This is a genomic window from Streptomyces sp. NPDC055815 (assembly GCF_053616475.1).
In genome coordinates this window covers 131620-149571 of record NZ_JBSHDU010000005.1, presented here as the reverse complement: position 1 = coordinate 149571, position 17952 = coordinate 131620, and the positions used below count along the sequence as shown (strand labels likewise).

The following is a 17952-nucleotide window of genomic DNA, read 5'->3' as shown; positions in this document are numbered from 1 at the left end:
GGTCCCCCCGTACCGCAGCCGGTCACCCGCAGCACTGACGCCCCAGGGCATCGCTCGGTTCCCGGTGGTCTGCATGCCGCACAGACTACGCACGGCCAAAACCCACCTACGGCCGGACTTCACCCCAAATCAGGCAAGTCGAACGCTGTGAATTGACGATGTGACGCCGGTCACTGCGGCCCGGCTTGTCGGGACAGGGTGGTCGTTCTATCGTGCTGATGTATCGAGTCGATACATCAGCACGGCATAAGGGCCCCGAAGGCGGAGGAGGAGGCGACGGATGAGCAGACGCTCCGGCATCCTCGAGTTCGCCGTTCTCGGCCTACTGCGCGAGGCCCCGATGCACGGGTACGAGCTGCGGAAGCGTCTCAACACCTCGCTGGGCGTCTTCCGGGCCTTCAGCTACGGAACGCTGTACCCCTGCCTCAAGACGCTGGTCGCCAACGGCTGGTTGATCGAGGAGCCGGGCAGCGCGCCGGAGGAGGCCCTCGCCGCTTCACTCGCAGGACGCCGGGCCAAGATCGTCTACCGGTTGACCCCGGCAGGTAAGGAGCACTTCGAGGAGCTCCTCTCCCACACGGGCCCGGACGCCTGGGAGGACGAGCACTTCGCGGCCCGCTTCGCCTTCTTCGGGCAGACCGAGCGCGAGGTGCGGATGCGCGTGCTCGAAGGCCGCCGCAGCCGGCTGGAGGAGCGCCTGGAGAAGATGCGCGCCTCCCTGGCCCGGACACGCGAGCGCCTGGACGACTACACGCTTGAGCTGCAGCGCCACGGTATGGAGTCCGTGGAGCGCGAAGTGCGCTGGCTGAACGAGCTCATCGAGAGCGAGCGGGCAGGGCGGGATCAGCGATCCGGCTCCGACGCCCCCGCTCTGCACGACAACGATTCTGGAGAGACGGGCGGCCTGCCCCGGCACGGGGGCAGTACCCGGCCGGATCCGTCCGACGACACCGCCAAGTGAAACCCTGCGCACCGCAGGGCTTCCACGATCACACAGGGAGCAACCGGAATGGGTTCGGTTCGCGTAGCCATCGTCGGCGTGGGCAACTGCGCCGCCTCGCTGGTGCAGGGCGTCGAGTACTACAAGGACGCCGACCCGGCGACCAAGGTGCCCGGCCTGATGCACGTCCAGTTCGGCGACTACCACGTCGGTGACGTCGAGTTCGTCGCCGCCTTCGACGTCGACGCGAAGAAGGTCGGCCTCGACCTCTCCGACGCCATCGGCGCCAGCGAGAACAACACCATCAAGATCTGCGACGTCCCGAACGCGGGCGTCACGGTCCAGCGCGGTCACACGCTCGACGGTCTCGGCAAGTACTACCGCCAGACCATCGAGGAGTCCGCCGAGGAGCCGGTGGACGTCGTCCAGGTCCTCAAGGACCGCCAGGTCGACGTTCTCGTCTGCTACCTGCCCGTCGGTTCCGAGGCCGCCGCGAAGTTCTACGCGCAGTGCGCCATCGACGCCAAGGTCGCGTTCGTCAACGCTCTCCCGGTCTTCATCGCCGGCACCAAGGAGTGGGCGGACAAGTTCACCGAGGCGGGCGTCCCGATCGTCGGCGACGACATCAAGTCGCAGGTCGGCGCGACCATCACGCACCGCGTGATGGCGAAGCTGTTCGAGGACCGCGGTGTCCGTCTTGAGCGCACCATGCAGCTCAACGTCGGCGGCAACATGGACTTCAAGAACATGCTCGAGCGCGAGCGCCTGGAGTCCAAGAAGATCTCGAAGACGCAGGCCGTCACCTCGCAGATCCCGGACCGCGAGCTGGGCGAGAAGAACGTCCACATCGGCCCGTCGGACTACGTGGCCTGGCTGGACGACCGCAAGTGGGCGTACGTGCGCCTCGAGGGCCGCGCCTTCGGCGACGTCCCGCTGAACCTCGAGTACAAGCTCGAGGTGTGGGACTCCCCGAACTCCGCCGGTGTCATCATCGACGCCCTGCGCGCCGCGAAGATCGCCAAGGACCGGGGCATCGGTGGCCCGATCCTCTCCGCGTCGAGCTACTTCATGAAGTCCCCGCCGGTCCAGTACTTCGACGACGAGGCCCTGGCCAACGTCGAGAAGTTCATCAAGGGTGAGGTCGAGCGCTAAAGCGCCGCACGCTTGTCGATCGAGGGTCCCCGAGCCACCGCCCGGGGGCCCTCTTCGTATGTGAGTCTTGCTGCCATGTCCGTCGTACGTGATCTGCGCGTACTCCTGCGCCTGACGAACTTCCGCCGCCTGCTCACCGTACGGCTGCTCTCCCAGTGCGCCGACGGCGTCTATCAGGTGGCCCTGGCCACGTACGTCGTCTTCTCACCCGAGAAGCAGACCTCCCCGACCGCGATCGCCTCGGCCATGGCGGTCCTCCTGCTCCCGTACTCGCTCGTCGGGCCCTTCGCCGGGGTGCTCCTCGACCGCTGGCAGCGCCGCCAGGTCTTCCTGTACGGGAACCTCCTGCGCTCCCTGCTCGCCTGCGGGACCGCCGTCCTCGTCCTCGCCTCCGTACCGGACTGGCTCTTCTACGCCTCGGCCCTCTCCGTCACCGCCGTCAACCGGTTCGTCCTGGCGGGGCTCTCGGCCTCCCTCCCCCGCGTCGTCGACGAGGAACGGCTCGTCGTGGCGAACTCGCTCTCGCCCACCGCGGGCACCCTCGCCGCGACCCTCGGCGGCGGTCTCGCGTTCGGGGTCCGGCTCGTCGCCGACAACTCCGACGCGGTCGTCGTCGCCTTCGGCGCCGTCCTCTATCTCTGCGCCGCCCTCGCCTCCCTGCGGATGTCCCGGGAGCTGCTCGGCCCCGACGCCGACCTCACGCCGCAGCCCCTCACCTCGGCCCTGAAGTCGACCGCCCTCGGCCTGGTCGCCGGCCTGCGACACCTCGCCGCGCGGCGCCCTGCGGCCCGGGCGCTCACCGCGGTGGCCCTCATGCGCTTCTGTTACGGCGCCCTGCTCGTCTCCGTGCTCATGCTCTGCCGCTACGCCTGGAGCTCCACGGAGTCCGAGGGCCTCGGACTGCTCGGCATCGCCGTCGCCGCCTCCGGCGCGGGCTTCTTCGCGGCCGCCGTGCTCTCCCCCTGGGCGGTGGGGCGCTTCGGCCCCTTCGGGTGGATGACGGTGTGCACGGCCGCGGCCGCCCTCCTCGTACCGGCGCTCGGTCTGCCCTTCAGCCCGACCCCCTTCCTCGTCGCCGCCTTCCTCCTCGGGCTCATCACCCAGGGAGCGAAGATCGCGACGGACACGGTGGTCCAGACGACCGTGGACGACTCCTACCGGGGCCGGGTCTTCTCGCTCTACGACGTGCTGTTCAACGTCGCCTTCGTGGGCGCGGCGGGCGTCGCGGCCCTGATGCTGCCGCCCGACGGCCGGTCGCCTCTTCTGGTCGTGCTGGTGGCCGTGATCTACGCGGCGCTCGCGGTGGCCCTGCACCGGGAACGCCGAGAGGGGTGATGTTTCACGTGAAACACCACCCCTCCAGAGCGTCGACCGGGTCGGTGTTTCACGTGAAACATCGACCCGTCCGTGTGCCGGCTCGACTCAGTCGCGCGCTGCCCACCACTCCTTGAGCGCGGCAACGGCCTCGTCGTGCTCCATCGGCCCGTTCTCCAGGCGGAGCTCCAGCAGGAACTTGTACGCCTGGCCGATGGCCGGCCCAGGTCCGATGCCCAGGATCTCCTGGATCTCGTTGCCGTCGAGGTCCGGGCGGATCGCGTCCAGCTCCTCCTGCTCCTGGAGCTGGGCGATGCGGACCTCAAGGCCGTCGTAGGTCCGGGAGAGCGCCGCCGCCTTGCGCTTGTTCCGCGTGGTGCAGTCCGAGCGGGTCAGCTTGTGCAGCCGCGAGAGCAGCGGGCCGGCGTCACGGACGTAGCGCCGCACGGCCGAGTCGGTCCACTCGCCGTCCCCGTAGCCGTGGAAGCGCAGGTGCAGCTCCACGAGGCGCGAGACGTCCTTGATCATTTCGTTGGAGTACTTGAGCGCGGTCATGCGCTTCTTGGTCATCTTCGCGCCGACCACTTCGTGGTGGTGGAAGGAGACCCGGCCGTCCTTCTCGAAGCGGCGGGTGCGCGGCTTGCCGATGTCGTGGAGCAGGGCGGCGAGGCGCAGCACCAGGTCGGGCCCGTCCTCCTCCAGGTCGATCGCCTGGTCGAGCACGGTCAGCGAGTGCTCGTAGACGTCCTTGTGCCGGTGGTGCTCATCGCTCTCCAGGCGCAGCGCCGGCAGCTCGGGCAGCACGTGCTCGGCGAGGCCGGTGTCCACGAGGAGGCCGAGGCCCTTCCGGGGGTGCGCCGAGAGCAGCAGCTTGTTGAGCTCCTCACGGACACGCTCGGCGGAGACGATCTCGATCCGGCCGGACATCTCCTTCATGGCCGTGACGACCTCGGGGGCGACCTCGAAGTCCAGCTGTGCCGCGAACCGCGCGGCCCGCATCATGCGCAGCGGGTCGTCGGAGAAGGACTCCTCCGGCGTGCCCGGCGTGCGCAGGACCCGGGCGGACAGGTCTTCGAGACCGCCGTACGGGTCGATGAACTCCTTCTCGGGGAGTGCCACGGCCATGGCGTTGACGGTGAAGTCACGGCGGACGAGGTCCTCGTCGATGGAGTCGCCGTAGGAGACCTCGGGCTTCCGGGAGGTCCGGTCGTAGGCCTCCGAGCGGTACGTGGTGACCTCGATCTGGTAGCCGTCCTTCTGGGAGCCGACGGTCCCGAAGGCGATGCCGACCTCCCACACGGCGTCGGCCCACGGACGGACGATCTTCAGTACGTCCTCGGGGCGGGCGTCGGTGGTGAAGTCCAGGTCGTTGCCGAGCCGGCCGAGCAACGCGTCCCGTACCGAGCCGCCGACCAGCGCGAGGCTGAACCCGGCCTCCTGGAAACGGCGGGCGAGGTCGTCGGCGACAGGGGACACACGGAGTAGTTCACTGACCGCGCGGCGTTGCACCTGGCTCAGTGCAGTCGGGGTGTCTTCGTTGGCGTTCGGCACAACAGAAAAGGGTACGTGCCCCGGCTCACCGCGACGTTCCCGTTTTTCCGCTGGAGCAGTCCCCGGCACTTGCCCCCAGCGTGCCTCGTTACCATGCCTGGACACAGCAACCGGGAACCACCGACACCACTGGCATCACGGACAACGACGAGGACGGGCGAACGCGTGGCCGAGGCGGCAGACATCCAGGGAACCGGTCCCTCACCTGCCCGCCGATGGCTGCGGCGCACGATCACCGTCGCCTTCGGGGCACCCCTTCTCGCGGGCCTGCTCCAGGCCCCCCTCGTCGCCGCTCCGGCGGCCGCCGCCGAGGACGCCAGCGGCTCCAGGACGGTCGATGTGTCACTCGACACGCTGGCCCCGAGCGCGCCCGTCGAGGGGGACACCGTCACCGTCACGGGCACGGTGACCAACCGGGGCAAGAAGCCCGTCACCGACGCGACCGTGAACCTGCGCGTCGGACCGAAGATGACGAGCCGCAGCGAGATCGAGCAGGTGACGGGGCGCACCGGTTTCCGGAGCGACAGCGACCCCGCCCCCCTCGAGGGCGCGCCGACCGTCAAGATTCCCCGGCTGGGCGCCGGACTCAGCGCGGACTTCTCGCTCTCCGTCCCCGTCTCCGAGCTGGGGCTCGACGAGGAGGGCGTCTACCAGCTGGGCGTCTCCCTCACCGGGCAGACCTCGGACCGGCAGTACGAGAGGGTGCTCGGCATCGAGCGGACCTTCCTGCCGTACCAGCCCGAGGCCACCGAGAAGAAGACCCAGCTCACCTATCTCTGGCCGGTCATCGGCTCGGCGCACGTCTCGGCGCAGACCGCCACGGACGACCAGCAGACCCCGGTCTTCGAGGACGACGACCTGGCGGCCGAGCTGCGTCCGGGCGGGCGCCTGGACGAGCTGGTCTCCCTCGGCAAGGACCTCCCGGTCACCTGGGTGGTCGACCCGGACCTGCTGGCCTCCGTCGACGCCATGGCGAACGGCTACCGCGTCAAGGACGGCGACCTGGACGTCCCCGGCAGGAACCAGGCCGTCGCCGAGCGGTGGCTGGACGCGCTGGAGAAGGCGGTCCAGGGGCACAAGGTCGTCGCCCTCCCCTTCGCCGACCCCGACCTGGCCTCGCTGGCCCATCGGGGCAAGGACGTGCCCGGCTCCCTCGGACACCTCCAGTCGGCGACCGCCCTGGCGGGCATGACGGTCGAGACCGTCCTCCACGTCGAGGCGTCCACCGATTTCGCCTGGCCCGTCGCCGGCGCCGTCGACCCCTCCATCGTGGCGGTCGCGACCTCGGCCGGTGCCGGGAAGGTGATCGCCCGCAGCGACAGCGTCCGCGACGACCTCTCCTACACGGCCACGGCAGCCCGCCCGCTCGGCAACGGCAGCACCACGGCCGTGGTGAGCGACGCGCTCCTGTCCACCGCCTTCGAAGGGGACATGGTCCGCGCGGAGAGCTCCACGCTCGCGGTCCAGGAGTTCCTCGCCCAGTCGCTCGCGGTCACCCTGGAGCAGCCGGAGGACCAGCGCAGCATCGTCGTCGCCCCGCAGCGGATGCCGACGGCCGCGCAGGCCCAGTCCATGGCGACCGCCCTGGAGGGCCTCTCCGGCCGGCGCTGGACCGAGCCGACCGACCTCCTCGCCGCCGCCGCCGCCAAGCCGGACCCGGACGCCTCCACCACGGTGCCGAGCGCCTCCCGCTACCCGAAGAAGCTGCGCGACCGGGAGCTTCCCGTGCAGGCCTTCCGCGACATGAAGACCACGCGGGACGAGCTGGACGACTTCAAGGTCATCCTGACCCAGCCGGAACGCGTCGTGACGCCCTTCGGCAACGCGATCAACCGCGAGATGTCGACCTCCTGGCGCGGTGAGGCCCGGGACGCCGCGATCTACCGGAACAACGTCCTGGACTATCTGCAGACCCTCACCAAGGGCGTCCAACTGGTCGACAAGTCGGACCTCACGCTCTCCGGCCGCAGCGCGACGATCCCCGTGACCGTCCAGAACAAGCTGCTCCAGGGCGTCGACAACCTGAAGCTGCGCCTCACCTCGGGCAACAAGAACCGGCTGGAGCTGAACGGCGAGCGGTTCACCGAGCTCCCGGTGAAGGTCGGCGGCGGACACAGCCAGTCGGTGAAGTTCACCGCCTCGGCCAACGTCAACGGCCAGGTGCCGATGACCGCCCAGCTCTACACCGAGGACGGCACCCCGTACGGGCAGCCGATGAACTTCACCGTGCGGGTCTCCGAGATCACCCCCACGGTGATGCTCGTGATCGCCGGCGGTGTCCTCCTCCTCGTGCTCGCCGGCGTGCGCATGTACAGCCAGCGCAAGCGGGTGGCCGCCCGGAACGCCGAGGCCGAGGCGGCCGAGGCGGCCGAGGCCACCGAGGACGCACCCGCCGAGGGCGACGCCGCGTCGCAGCCCGGCGAGGACGCACCCGGCGAGGGCGAATCCGACGTGGAGGAACCCGTGCAGCCGAGTGACCCGACACCGGACACCGGGCCCGAAAGCGGCGACCCGTCGGGCCCGAGTGAGAAAGTGGACCGTTGAGCGATGTCGTGGCCGGTCGGCCGGGGACGATGAGGTGGGGTAACCATGAACGCGCCGTACGACGGTGACCGCGGCCAGGGCGCGGGCGGCCCGGCGCCGTCCCCCGGGACGCCCGCGGCGCCTCCCGGTGCCGGCCACCCGCCGGTGCCGCCCCCACACCAGGGCGCCCCTGGCGCGCAGGGGCAGGACCCCTTTGCCCAGGACCCCTACGCGCAGACCCCGTACACCCAGGACCCCTACGTCCAGGACGCCTTCGCCCACGACCCGTACCGGGCCCAGGACATGTCCGCGCAGGACCCGGTGACCGAGGCGCTCTACGACCGCGCCGCGCACCCGCCGCCCCCGCCCGGCACCTACCAGGACCCCCACGCGCTCTACCAGCAGCCGGCCGCGCCGCAGCACGCCCCCGACCCCCGGGTGTGGGCGCAGACCCCGGCGCCCGAGCCGGACGGCCCCTCGCGGCATCTTCCGTACGGCGACGACGCGCGCACGGTGCAGTTCACCGGGGTCGACGACCTGGTGACCCGGGCGAGTGAGGAGACGCCGGAGCCGGACGCGTTCGCGCACCTCTACCGGGACCAGCAGGCGCCCGGCCAGGTGCCGCCGCCCGCCCCGGAGCCGGACCCTCTGCCCGCGCCCGCCCCCAAGAAGTCCGGCCGTGCCTCCGGGCTGCTGAAGTCGAGCGCGGTGATGGCGGCCGGCACCCTGGTCTCCCGGCTGACGGGCTTCGTCCGCAGCCTGGTGATCACCGGCGCGCTCGGCGCGGCCCTGCTCGGTGACACCTTCACGATCGCCTACACCCTGCCGACGATGATCTACATCCTCACCGTCGGCGGCGGCCTCAACTCGGTCTTCGTCCCGCAGCTCGTCCGCTCCATGAAGAACGACGAGGACGGCGGCGAGGCCTACGCCAACCGGCTGCTCACGCTGGTCATGGTGGCGCTCGGCCTCATCGTGGCCCTGGCCGTCTTCGCGGCGCCGCTCCTGATCCGGCTGATGTCGAACACCATCGCCGACGACGCCGCGGCCAACAGCGTGGCCGTGACCTTCGCCCGCTACTGCCTGCCCACGATCTTCTTCATGGGCGTGCACGTGGTGATGGGCCAGATCCTCAACGCCCGCGGCAAGTTCGGCGCGATGATGTGGACCCCGGTCCTCAACAACATCGTCATGATCGTCACCTTCGGCCTGTTCATCTGGGTGTACGGCACCTCCGCCGAGTCCCACATGGGCGTGCAGACCATTCCGGACGAGGGCATCCGCCTGCTCGGCATCGGCACCCTGCTCGGCCTCGTCGTCCAGGCGCTGGCGATGATCCCGTACCTGCGCGAGACGGGCTTCCGGTTCCGCCCCCGCTTCGACTGGAAGGGCCACGGGCTCGGCAAGACCGTCAAGCTGGCCAAGTGGACGGTCCTCTTCGTCCTCGCCAACCAGGCGGGCGTCCTGGTCGTCACCCAGCTGGCCACCGCCGCCGGCGAGGAGTCCGGGAAGAACGGTGCCGGCTTCCTCGCCTACTCCAACGCCCAGCTGATCTGGGGCATGCCGCAGGCCATCATCACGGTCTCCGTCATGGCCGCGCTGCTGCCGCGGATCTCCCGTGCCGCCCACGACGACGACCCCGGCGCCGTCCGGGACGACATCTCCCAGGGCCTGCGGAACTCGGCCGTCGCGATCGTCCCGGTCTCCTTCGCCTTCCTGGCGCTCGGCGTCCCGATGTGCACCCTGCTCTACGCCTCCAGCGGCGTCGAAGCGGCCCAGGGCATGGGCTTCATCCTGATGGCCTTCGGCCTCGGTCTGATCCCCTACTCCGTCCAGTACGTCGTGCTCCGCGGCTTCTACGCCTACGAGGACACCCGAACGCCCTTCTACAACACGGTGATCGTCGCCGCGGTCAACGCGGCCGCCTCGGCGCTCTGCTACGTCGTCCTGCCGGCCCAGTGGGCCGTGGTGGGCATGGCCGCCTCGTACGGCCTCGCCTACGCCGTCGGCGTCGGCATCGCGTGGCGCCGGCTCCGCAAGCGCCTGGGCGGCGACCTGGACGGCACCCACGTGATGCGGACCTACGCGCGGCTCTGCATGGCCTCCGTGCCCGCGGCGATCGTCGCCGGTGGGGTCGGTTTCGGTCTGCTGAAGCTGCTCGGCGAGGGCGCCCTGGGCTCGCTCGCCGCCCTCGTGGTCGGCGGGGCGGTCCTCCTCGGTGTCTTCTTCGTCGCCGCGAAGCGCATGCGGATCGCGGAACTGAACACCCTGGTCGGCATGGTGCGCGGACGTCTGGGACGCTGAACCCGGCGGTCCCGCACAACCATCGGCGGGAACCGCGTGTCGTGCATAGCGTCCGACTGTGGGCACAATTGGCTTGGCTGTTGGATGTGGCGCAACGGATGGGGAGGCAGGAACGACGGTGGCGGAACGTAGCACGGCTGCCGTCGACGTGGCCGACAACAGCGGTGACGACCCGCTGACCGCCAAGGCGGACACGGCCGCGACCGACGGGGTGGCGGAAGAGCAGAAGACGGCGGAGAAGTCCGTCGAGGCCACGAAGAGCAAGGCGGTCGAAGGAAAGAGCGGCGAGCAGCCCTCCCTCACGGCACCCGAACTGCACAGCGGCCACAAACTGGCCAGGCGCTACCGGCTGGAGGAGTGCGTCACCCGTCTGGACGGCTTCAGCAGCTGGCGTGCCGTCGACGAGAAGCTGCGCCGTGCGGTCGGGGTCCACCTCCTGCCGGCCGACCACCCCAGAGCACGGTCGGTCCTGGCCGCGGCCCGCTCCTCGGCCCTCCTCGGCGACCCCCGCTTCGTCCAGGTCCTCGACGCCGTCGAGGAGAACGACCTCGTGTACGTCGTGCACGAATGGCTGCCGGACTCCACCGAACTGACGGCGCTGCTCGCGGCCGGCCCCCTGGAGCCCCACGACGCGTACCAGCTCGTCAGCCAGGTCTCCCAGGCCATGGCCGCCGCCCACCGCGAGGGCCTCGCGCACCTCCGGCTCACTCCGAGCGCCGTCCTGCGCAGCTCCACCGGTCAGTACCGGATCCGCGGCCTGGCCGTGAACGCCGCGCTGCGCGGCATCACCGCCGAGCGTCCGCAGCGCAGTGACACCGAGGCCATCGGCGCCCTGCTGTACGCCGCGCTGACCCAGCGCTGGCCGTACGACAGCGACGCCTACGGTCTCTCCGGACTGCCCAAGGGCGTCGGGCTGCTGGCGCCGGACCAGGTCCGCGCCGGTGTCCACCGGGGCCTCTCCGAGATCGCCATGCGCGCCCTCGCGAACGACGGGGCCACCGCCTCGCGTCAGGAGCCGCCCTGCACCACTCCGGACGAACTGGCCAAGGCCGTGGCGGCGATGCCCCGCGTCCGGCCTCCGGAGCCGGAGTTCACCGCCCCGCCCGAGTACCAGCACACGACGTACCAGCAGGGCACCTACGGACGCCCCCAGCCGCGTCCCGTGGTCACCCAGCCGGTCGTCGTCCCGCCGCCCCCGCTGCAGAGCCGCACCGGCAAGGCGCTCAAGTGGGCCGTCTCGGCCCTCCTGATCGCTGCCCTCGGCCTCGGCAGCTGGCAGATCGCGGACCGGCTGCTCGCCCCGGAGGGCAAGGACGAGCCGAAGAACGTACAGCCGACGCTCGACGACGAGAAGCCCAAGCCGCCGCAGCCGCTCACCGTCTCCTCGGCCGAGGAGTACGCCCCCGACGGCAGGCCGCAGGACACGAGCGGGGTCGCCAACACGTACGACAGCGACAGCTCCACGTACTGGCGCACCAAGACCTTCCAGGAGGGTCCCGTCCTCGCTCCCTACAAGCAGGGCGTCGGCATCGTCTACGACCTGGGCGGCGAGCAGAACGTGACGGCGGCTTCCATAGCGCTGCGCTACAGCGGCCCGCAGACCGCGATCACCCTGTACGCGACGGACTCGCTGAGCCCCTCGGGCTCCGTCGACTCGATGAAGCGGATCGCCACCGTCGAGACCTCGGACTCGACGGCGAAGCTGGAGACGAAGACACCGGTCAAGACCCGCTACGTGCTCCTGTGGCTGACGGCCGCGCCGTACGCGAGCGGCGACCAGTACTTCGGAGCCGGCTACAAGCAGGCCATCACGAACGTGTCGTTCCAGGGGACCGCCCCGTAGTCATCACCCGCACCATCCATGAGCGCCGAGCCCAGCTCGGCGCTCATTTACTTCCGGGCACGGACCCGATTGAATGCCTGCACGGCTGCCGAACGAGGAGGGGAACCGTGACGCCTCCGGCTGACGACCTCCGGACGGCGGCGGACGAAGAACTCCTCGCCCGCCATGTCGCCGGGGACCCCGACGCCTTCGCCGAGCTCGTGCGGCGGCATCGTGATCGGCTGTGGGCAGTGGCCCTGCGGACCCTGGGGGACCGCGAGGAGGCCGCTGACGCCGTCCAGGACGCCCTGATCTCCGCCTTCCGGGCCGCCCACACCTTCCGGGGCCAGTCGGCCGTCACGACCTGGCTCCACCGCATCACGGTGAACGCCTGCCTCGACCGGGCCCGCAAGACCGCCTCCCGCAGAACCTCACCCGTCGACGACACCGACCGCTTCGAGCAGCTTCTCGACCCCCACGAGTCGGCCGAGGCACCGGTGGAGCGCCAGGACCTCCACCGGCAGCTCCTGGCCGCTCTCGCCACGATCCCCGAGGACCAGCGGGCCGCCCTGGTCCTCGTCGACATGCAGGGATACCCGGTCGCGGAGGCGGCCCGTGTCCTCGGCGTCCCCACCGGGACCGTGAAGAGCCGCTGCGCACGCGGACGGGCACGCCTCCTTCCGATGGTCACTCATCTGCGCGCCGACACCGTGGGTAACGAGGCCGCCGAAGGGGGAAGGAACCGGACGCCGGGGACATCCGTCCCACCGGTGCCGGGGACGACGGATACCGGACCGACAGATCCAGCTGCTGTGAAGGGCGGAGGTGGGCGCACGTGACTTCCACGGCCGGCAAGGCCGACACCACACAGCACCCGGACGTCTCGGAGATCTCCGATCTGACCGAGGGGCTGCTCCCGCCGACCCGCTCGGCGGCCGTACGACGGCACCTGGACGGCTGTCCCCTCTGTGCCGACGTCCGGTCCTCCCTGGAGGAGATCCGGGGACTGCTCGGCACCCTGCCCGGACCGCCCCGCATGCCCGCCGAGATCGCCGGGCGGATCGACGCCGCCCTCGCCGCCGAAGCCCTCCTCAACGCCACCTCCCCGGAGAGCGACGCCCCTGTTTCACGTGAAACATCGCGTCCCTCCGAGGACACCGCGGTTCCCTCCCCGTCCTCCCCGGCCACGGACCGCCCTGCCGGTCGCTCGCGGGCGGGCACCGGCCCCGGCCGCCCCGGCACGCGCCGCCGTCGCCGGGTCGGGCTGCTCTCCACGATCGGCGCCGCCTTCGGAGCCGTGGTGCTCGGGACGAGCCTCTACCTCACCCAGGCGGGCAACCCGACCGCCGGCGGTTCGGCCGACGCCCAGAAGGCCGACACGCTCGCGAGCGCGCCCGTCAGTCCCTTCTCCGGTGCACCTGTGGAGGACCGCGTGCACGCCCTCCTCGCGGAGAACCGCGCTCCCAAGACCCCCCAGGGGGTCGGGCCCGAATCCATGTCCGCGGATGCCGGCGGCGACCCCGCCCGGCGCAACGAGGCGGGAGCCGTTCCCGGCTGTGTGCTGGCCGGCACCGGTCGCACCGACGGGGTCCTCGGCCACGAGCGCGGCGAGTACCGGGGAACACCGGCCTATCTGCTCGTCCTGACGGATCCGGCGGACAGCACACGCGTCCAGGCCTATGTGCTCGACGCCTCCTGCGCCGAGCGGCCCACGGAGAGCGGAAGCCCGGCCGCCGAGGTCCTGCTCAGCCAGACGTACCCTCGCTCCTGACCTCACTTCCCGTCGGGCCACGGTGCCGCGCGGCGGTCTCGGGAATGCACGCCCCTTAGGATCCGTTGGGTGGGGTGAGAGCGACCGAGACAACCGCCCCCGTAGGCAGTGGCAGTCTGCAGAGACGAGGAAGAAACCCGTGAGCGACGTCCGTAACGTGATCATCATCGGCTCCGGGCCCGCGGGTTACACCGCTGCGCTCTACACGGCCCGAGCGTCGCTGAATCCTCTGGTGTTCGAGGGTGCGGTCACCGCTGGTGGCGCCCTGATGAACACCACCGAGGTCGAGAACTTCCCCGGTTTCCGTGACGGGATCATGGGCCCGGACCTGATGGACAACATGCGGGCTCAGGCCGAGCGCTTCGGCGCCGAGCTGGTCCCCGACGATGTCGTCGCCGTCGACCTGACCGGCGAGATCAAGACCGTCACCGACACCGCCGGCACCGTGCACCGCGCCAAGGCCGTGATCGTCACCACCGGCTCCCAGCACCGCAAGCTCGGCCTCCCCAACGAGGACACGCTCTCCGGCCGCGGTGTCTCCTGGTGCGCCACCTGCGACGGGTTCTTCTTCAAGGACCAGGACATCGCCGTCGTCGGCGGCGGCGACACCGCGATCGAGGAGGCCACCTTCCTCTCGCGCTTCGCCAAGTCCGTCACGATCGTCCACCGCCGCGACACCCTGCGTGCCTCCAAGGCCATGCAGGAGCGTGCCTTCGCCGACCCGAAGATCTCCTTCGCCTGGGACAGCGAGGTCACCGAGATCCACGGCGAGCAGAAGCTCAGCGGTCTGACCCTGCGCGACACGAAGACCGGTGAGACCCGCCGGCTCGCCGTCACCGGCCTCTTCATCGCCGTCGGCCACGACCCGCGGACCGAGCTCTTCAAGGGCCAGCTGGACCTGGACGAGGAGGGCTACCTCAAGGTCGCCGCCCCGTCGACGCGCACGAACCTCACGGGTGTCTTCGGCGCCGGCGACGTCGTCGACCACACCTACCGTCAGGCCATCACGGCCGCCGGCACCGGCTGCTCGGCCGCGCTCGACGCCGAGCGCTTCCTGGCCGCCCTCGCCGACAGCGAGAAGCTGGCCGAGACCCCCGCGGTCTGACCCCCGTCTCTCCCTACCCCACACCCCGCGAAATAAGGAGGCCGCCGTGGCCGGCGCCCTGAAGAACGTGACCGACGCAGACTTCGAGGAGCTCGTCCTCAAGAGCGACAAGCCCGTCCTCGTGGACTTCTGGGCTGCCTGGTGCGGCCCGTGCCGCCAGATCGCCCCGTCGCTGGAGGCCATCGCCGCCGAGCACGTCGAGATCGAGGTCGTGAAGCTCAACATCGACGAGAACCCGGCCACGGCTGCCAAGTACGGCGTCATGTCGATCCCGACGCTGAACGTCTACCAGGGCGGCGAGGTCGTGAAGACCATCGTCGGCGCCAAGCCGAAGGCCGCCATCCTGCGCGACCTGGAGGGCTTCGTCGAGGCCAAGGCCTGACACCCGCCGCATGTTTCACGTGAAACGGCCCGCCCCGGACAGGGGCGGGCCGTTCTCGTTCTCCGAAGCTAAAGAGGCCGGAGGGCCGGCTCCTTCTGGACGGCGCCGAGCAGACGGTCCAGAGCCATCTCGACATCCTCCTTCCAGGAGAGCGTCGTCCTGAGCTCCAGCCTCAGCCGGGGGAAGGCATGGTGCGGACGGACGGTCTTGAAGCCCACCGCGAGGAGGTGCTCGGCCGGCAGCACACAGGCGGGCTCCTTCCACCGGGCGTCCCCGAACGCCTCGATCGCCTTGAAGCCCCGCCTCATCACGTCCTTGGCCACGGTCTGCACCACCACACGCCCCAGCCCCTGCCCCTGATAGCCCGGCATGATCCAGGCCGTCATCAGCTGGACGGCGTCCGCCGCCACGGGGCTCGTCGGGAAGGCGGTCGAGCGCGGCACATAGGCCGGGGGAGCGTAGAGGACGTAACCGACCGGTACCTCGTCGACGTAGACCACCCGGCCGCAGGAGCCCCATTCCAGGAGAACGGCCGAGATCCAGGCCTCCTTCTCCAGCTCCGGGCGCCCCGCCTTCACCGCCGCCTCACCGCTGACCGGGTCGAGCTCCCAGAAGACACAGGAGCGACACCGCTTGGGGAGATCCGGAAGGTTGTCCAGCGTGAGCGGTACGAGCCGACGCCCCACGGCTGCTCCTCGTTTCCCTCGCCATCGAGCACGGATACGCCTCTCGGAATCGTATCGATCGGGCGATCGGGGCGATACCGCTCAGAGGCAAAGGGCGGGCCGCGTTCCGGTGAAGACCGGAGCACGACCCGCCCTGGGCGGCCTCAGCGAGGGAAGGAGATCAACCCTCGGTGTTCTTGTGGTCCATGACCCGTCCCTCGCCGGGAGCCAGGGTCGAGAGGATCCGGTCCAGATCGTCCATCGAGGCGAACTCGACGACGATCTTGCCCTTCTTCTGTCCCAGGTCGACCTTCACCCGGGTCTCGAAGCGGTCCGAGAGACGGGTGGCGAGGTCCGTGAGCGCGGGCGAGACACGGCCACCGGCACGCGGGCCCTTCGGCTTGACCGCGGACGCGGGCTCCTCGGAGCCCATGAGGCTCACGATCTCCTCGACGCTGCGCACCGAGAGACCCTCGGAGACGATCCGGTACGCCAGCTTGTCCTGCGCCTCCGGGTCTTCCACGCCGAGCAGGGCCCGCGCATGGCCGGCGGAGAGCACTCCGGCGGCGACCCGGCGCTGCACCGGCAGCGAGAGCCGCAGCAGACGCAGCGTGTTGGAGATCTGCGGACGGGAGCGCCCGATCCGCTCCGCGAGCTGGTCGTGCGTGCAGCCGAAGTCCTTGAGCAGCTGCTCGTAGGCGTGGGCTTCTTCGATCGCGTTCAGCTGGGCCCGGTGAAGGTTCTCCAGGAGCGCGTCCAGGAGCATCTTCTCGTCGTCGGTGTCCCGGACGATCGCGGGGATCCGCTCCAGACCCGCCGTCGTCGACGCCCGCAGACGACGCTCACCCATGACGAGCTCGTAGCGGTCGGCCTCGATCTTGCGCACGACCACGGGCTGGAGCAGGCCGACCTCCTTGATGGAGGTGACGAGCTCCGCCAGCGCGTCCTCGTCGAAGACCTCACGCGGCTGGTGCCGGTTGGGAACGATGGCGTCGATCGGAAGCTCGGTGAAGTACGCACCGGCCGGAGCCTCCGGCAGGGCCACCGGCTCCGGCTCGTTCCACGCCGGCGTGGACTCCGGGGCCTGCGGGCTCTGCGGCAGCGTCGCCAGCTTCGCGGCGGCCACCCCTCGTTCCACCTGCCGTTCCTGGGGAGCAGCGGGGATCAGCGCACCGAGCCCACGCCCCAATCCCCTACGTCGCTCGCTCACTGGATCCCCTCCGACATGCTGCGCTGGTTGTTCTGGTGCCCTGCATGGGCGTGCTGCGGGTCGTAATGCACGGCGACCCCCCGCAGTGCGATCTCACGGGCCGCTTCGAGGTACGACAGGGCACCGCTGGAGCCCGGGTCGTAGGTGAGGACGGTCTGTCCGTAGCTCGGCGCCTCCGAGATGCGGACGGACCTCGGAATGCTGGTCCGCAGCACCTCCTCTGCGAAGTGGCTGCGCACCTCGTCGGCGACCTGGGAGGCGAGCCTCGTCCTACCGTCGTACATGGTGAGCAGAATCGTCGAGACGTGGAGGGCCGGGTTGAGGTGGCCTCGGACCAGGTCGACGTTCCGCAGGAGCTGTCCGAGCCCCTCCAGCGCGTAGTACTCGCACTGGATCGGGATCAGTACCTCCGCGCCCGCCACCATGGCGTTGACCGTGAGGAGTCCGAGCGAGGGCGGGCAGTCGATCAGGATGTAGTCCAGCGGCTGCTCATAGGCCTGGATCGCCCGCTGCAGGCGGCTCTCACGGGCCACCAGCGACACCAGCTCGATCTCCGCGCCCGCCAGGTCGATGGTGGCGGGGGCGCAGAAGAGGCCCTCGACGTCCCTGACCGGCTGCACCACGTCCGAGAGCGGCTTGCTGTCCACCAGCACGTCGTAGATCGAGGGGACCTCGGCGTGATGGTCGATGCCCAGCGCCGTCGAGGCGTTGCCCTGCGGGTCCAGGTCGATGACGAGGACGCGGGCGCCGTGCAGCGCCAGGGACGCGGCAAGGTTGACCGTCGTGGTCGTCTTGCCCACGCCGCCCTTCTGATTGGCGACGACCATCACGCGGGTCTGGGCCGGGCGAGGAAGTCCCTCCCCGGCACGACCCAGCGCTTCTACTGCCAGCTGGGCAGCACGACCGATGGGGGTGTCGTCCATCGGGGGCAATGTTTCACGTGAAACATCCTCCCCCACCGATTCGGTTCGGGGACCGGGGACCGGATCGGTCATCGGTCCCGCGATGTTGGCGTCGGACCGCAAGGATTCACTCTCCTCGGCTTCAGGCTCGCGATGAGGAGAGCCTGCCATGCTTTCGGGGTCGTGAACCAGCGAGGCCGGTGGTTCTGTGGGTGAATCCACCTCTGTGGACAACTCCGTGACCCTCACGGGTGGCTTCACGCGGGGTCTACGGTCCCGGGGCGTGGCAGCCGCGCGACCGCGGCTGATGA

At 70.3% G+C, this 17952-nt stretch carries 14 protein-coding genes; 10 read left to right on the top strand and 4 right to left on the bottom strand.

The genetic code is table 11. From position 1 onward, the window contains the following. Nucleotides 1–280 precede the first annotated feature (280 nt). The 3 genes from ACWGN5_RS06010 to ACWGN5_RS06000 all read left to right on the top strand — a co-directional run bounded on the left by ACWGN5_RS06010 (nt 281) and on the right by ACWGN5_RS06000 (nt 3427). Entirely contained in the window at nt 281–961 is a 681-nt protein-coding gene (locus tag ACWGN5_RS06010; RefSeq protein ID WP_351176439.1) for a PadR family transcriptional regulator, read from the top strand. A gap of 48 nt (nt 962–1009) precedes the next feature. Continuing rightward, nucleotides 1010–2092 (top strand): inositol-3-phosphate synthase, encoded by a 1083-nt coding sequence (locus ACWGN5_RS06005; RefSeq protein ID WP_352018097.1) that lies wholly within the window; start codon nt 1010–1012, stop codon nt 2090–2092. A gap of 75 nt (nt 2093–2167) precedes the next feature. Next, nucleotides 2168–3427 carry an MFS transporter gene (locus ACWGN5_RS06000; protein WP_453511630.1) on the top strand — a complete coding sequence of 420 codons (1260 nt, stop codon included), beginning with the start codon at nt 2168–2170 and terminating at the stop codon, nt 3425–3427. 87 nt (nt 3428–3514) lie between these two features. Here the strand turns inward: ACWGN5_RS06000 and ACWGN5_RS05995 are convergent, their stop codons facing one another. Continuing rightward, nucleotides 3515–4957 carry a CCA tRNA nucleotidyltransferase gene (locus tag ACWGN5_RS05995; protein WP_453511628.1) on the bottom strand — a complete coding sequence of 481 codons (1443 nt, stop codon included), beginning with the start codon at nt 4955–4957 and terminating at the stop codon, nt 3515–3517. Between the two features lie 165 nt (nt 4958–5122). Here ACWGN5_RS05995 and ACWGN5_RS05990 point away from each other — a divergent pair, with 165 nt between their 5' ends. From ACWGN5_RS05990 to trxA, 7 genes are all read left to right on the top strand, one after another. Next, complete coding sequence (locus ACWGN5_RS05990; protein ID WP_453511626.1) at nt 5123–7501, top strand: DUF6049 family protein; 2379 nt, start codon at nt 5123–5125, stop codon at nt 7499–7501. A gap of 45 nt (nt 7502–7546) precedes the next feature. Beyond that, nucleotides 7547–9784, top strand: coding sequence for a murein biosynthesis integral membrane protein MurJ (gene murJ, locus ACWGN5_RS05985; protein ID WP_453511625.1), 2238 nt, complete (start codon nt 7547–7549; stop codon nt 9782–9784). Between the two features lie 118 nt (nt 9785–9902). Next, complete coding sequence (locus tag ACWGN5_RS05980; protein ID WP_453511623.1) at nt 9903–11627, top strand: protein kinase family protein; 1725 nt, start codon at nt 9903–9905, stop codon at nt 11625–11627. A 107-nt stretch (nt 11628–11734) separates the two neighbouring features. Continuing rightward, the gene (sigM, locus tag ACWGN5_RS05975; RefSeq protein WP_453511622.1) at nt 11735–12445 is read left to right on the top strand and encodes an RNA polymerase sigma factor SigM; all 711 of its coding nucleotides are present in this window, start codon (nt 11735–11737) and stop codon (nt 12443–12445) included. Then, the gene (locus ACWGN5_RS05970) at nt 12442–13377 is read left to right on the top strand and encodes a hypothetical protein (protein WP_453511620.1); all 936 of its coding nucleotides are present in this window, start codon (nt 12442–12444) and stop codon (nt 13375–13377) included. Before sigM ends, ACWGN5_RS05970 begins: the two co-directional genes overlap by 4 nt. 139 nt (nt 13378–13516) lie before the next feature. Next, a complete protein-coding gene (trxB, locus tag ACWGN5_RS05965) occupies nt 13517–14482 on the top strand; it encodes a thioredoxin-disulfide reductase (RefSeq protein WP_453511619.1) in 966 nt (321 codons plus the stop codon). A gap of 46 nt (nt 14483–14528) precedes the next feature. Beyond that, nucleotides 14529–14864 carry a thioredoxin gene (gene trxA, locus ACWGN5_RS05960; RefSeq protein ID WP_453511618.1) on the top strand — a complete coding sequence of 112 codons (336 nt, stop codon included), beginning with the start codon at nt 14529–14531 and terminating at the stop codon, nt 14862–14864. A gap of 68 nt (nt 14865–14932) precedes the next feature. Here trxA and ACWGN5_RS05955 read toward each other — a convergent pair whose 3' ends face one another. From ACWGN5_RS05955 to ACWGN5_RS05945, 3 genes are all read right to left on the bottom strand, one after another. Then, nucleotides 14933–15550 (bottom strand): GNAT family N-acetyltransferase, encoded by a 618-nt coding sequence (locus tag ACWGN5_RS05955; RefSeq protein ID WP_351176472.1) that lies wholly within the window; start codon nt 15548–15550, stop codon nt 14933–14935. A gap of 160 nt (nt 15551–15710) precedes the next feature. Continuing rightward, nucleotides 15711–16739 (bottom strand): ParB/RepB/Spo0J family partition protein, encoded by a 1029-nt coding sequence (locus tag ACWGN5_RS05950; protein ID WP_453511617.1) that lies wholly within the window; start codon nt 16737–16739, stop codon nt 15711–15713. Further along, on the bottom strand, nt 16736–17812 hold the full coding sequence (locus ACWGN5_RS05945) for a ParA family protein (protein WP_453511616.1): 1077 nt from the start codon (nt 17810–17812) through the stop codon (nt 16736–16738). The genes ACWGN5_RS05950 and ACWGN5_RS05945 overlap by 4 nt, the downstream gene beginning before the upstream one ends. Nucleotides 17813–17952 lie beyond the last annotated feature (140 nt).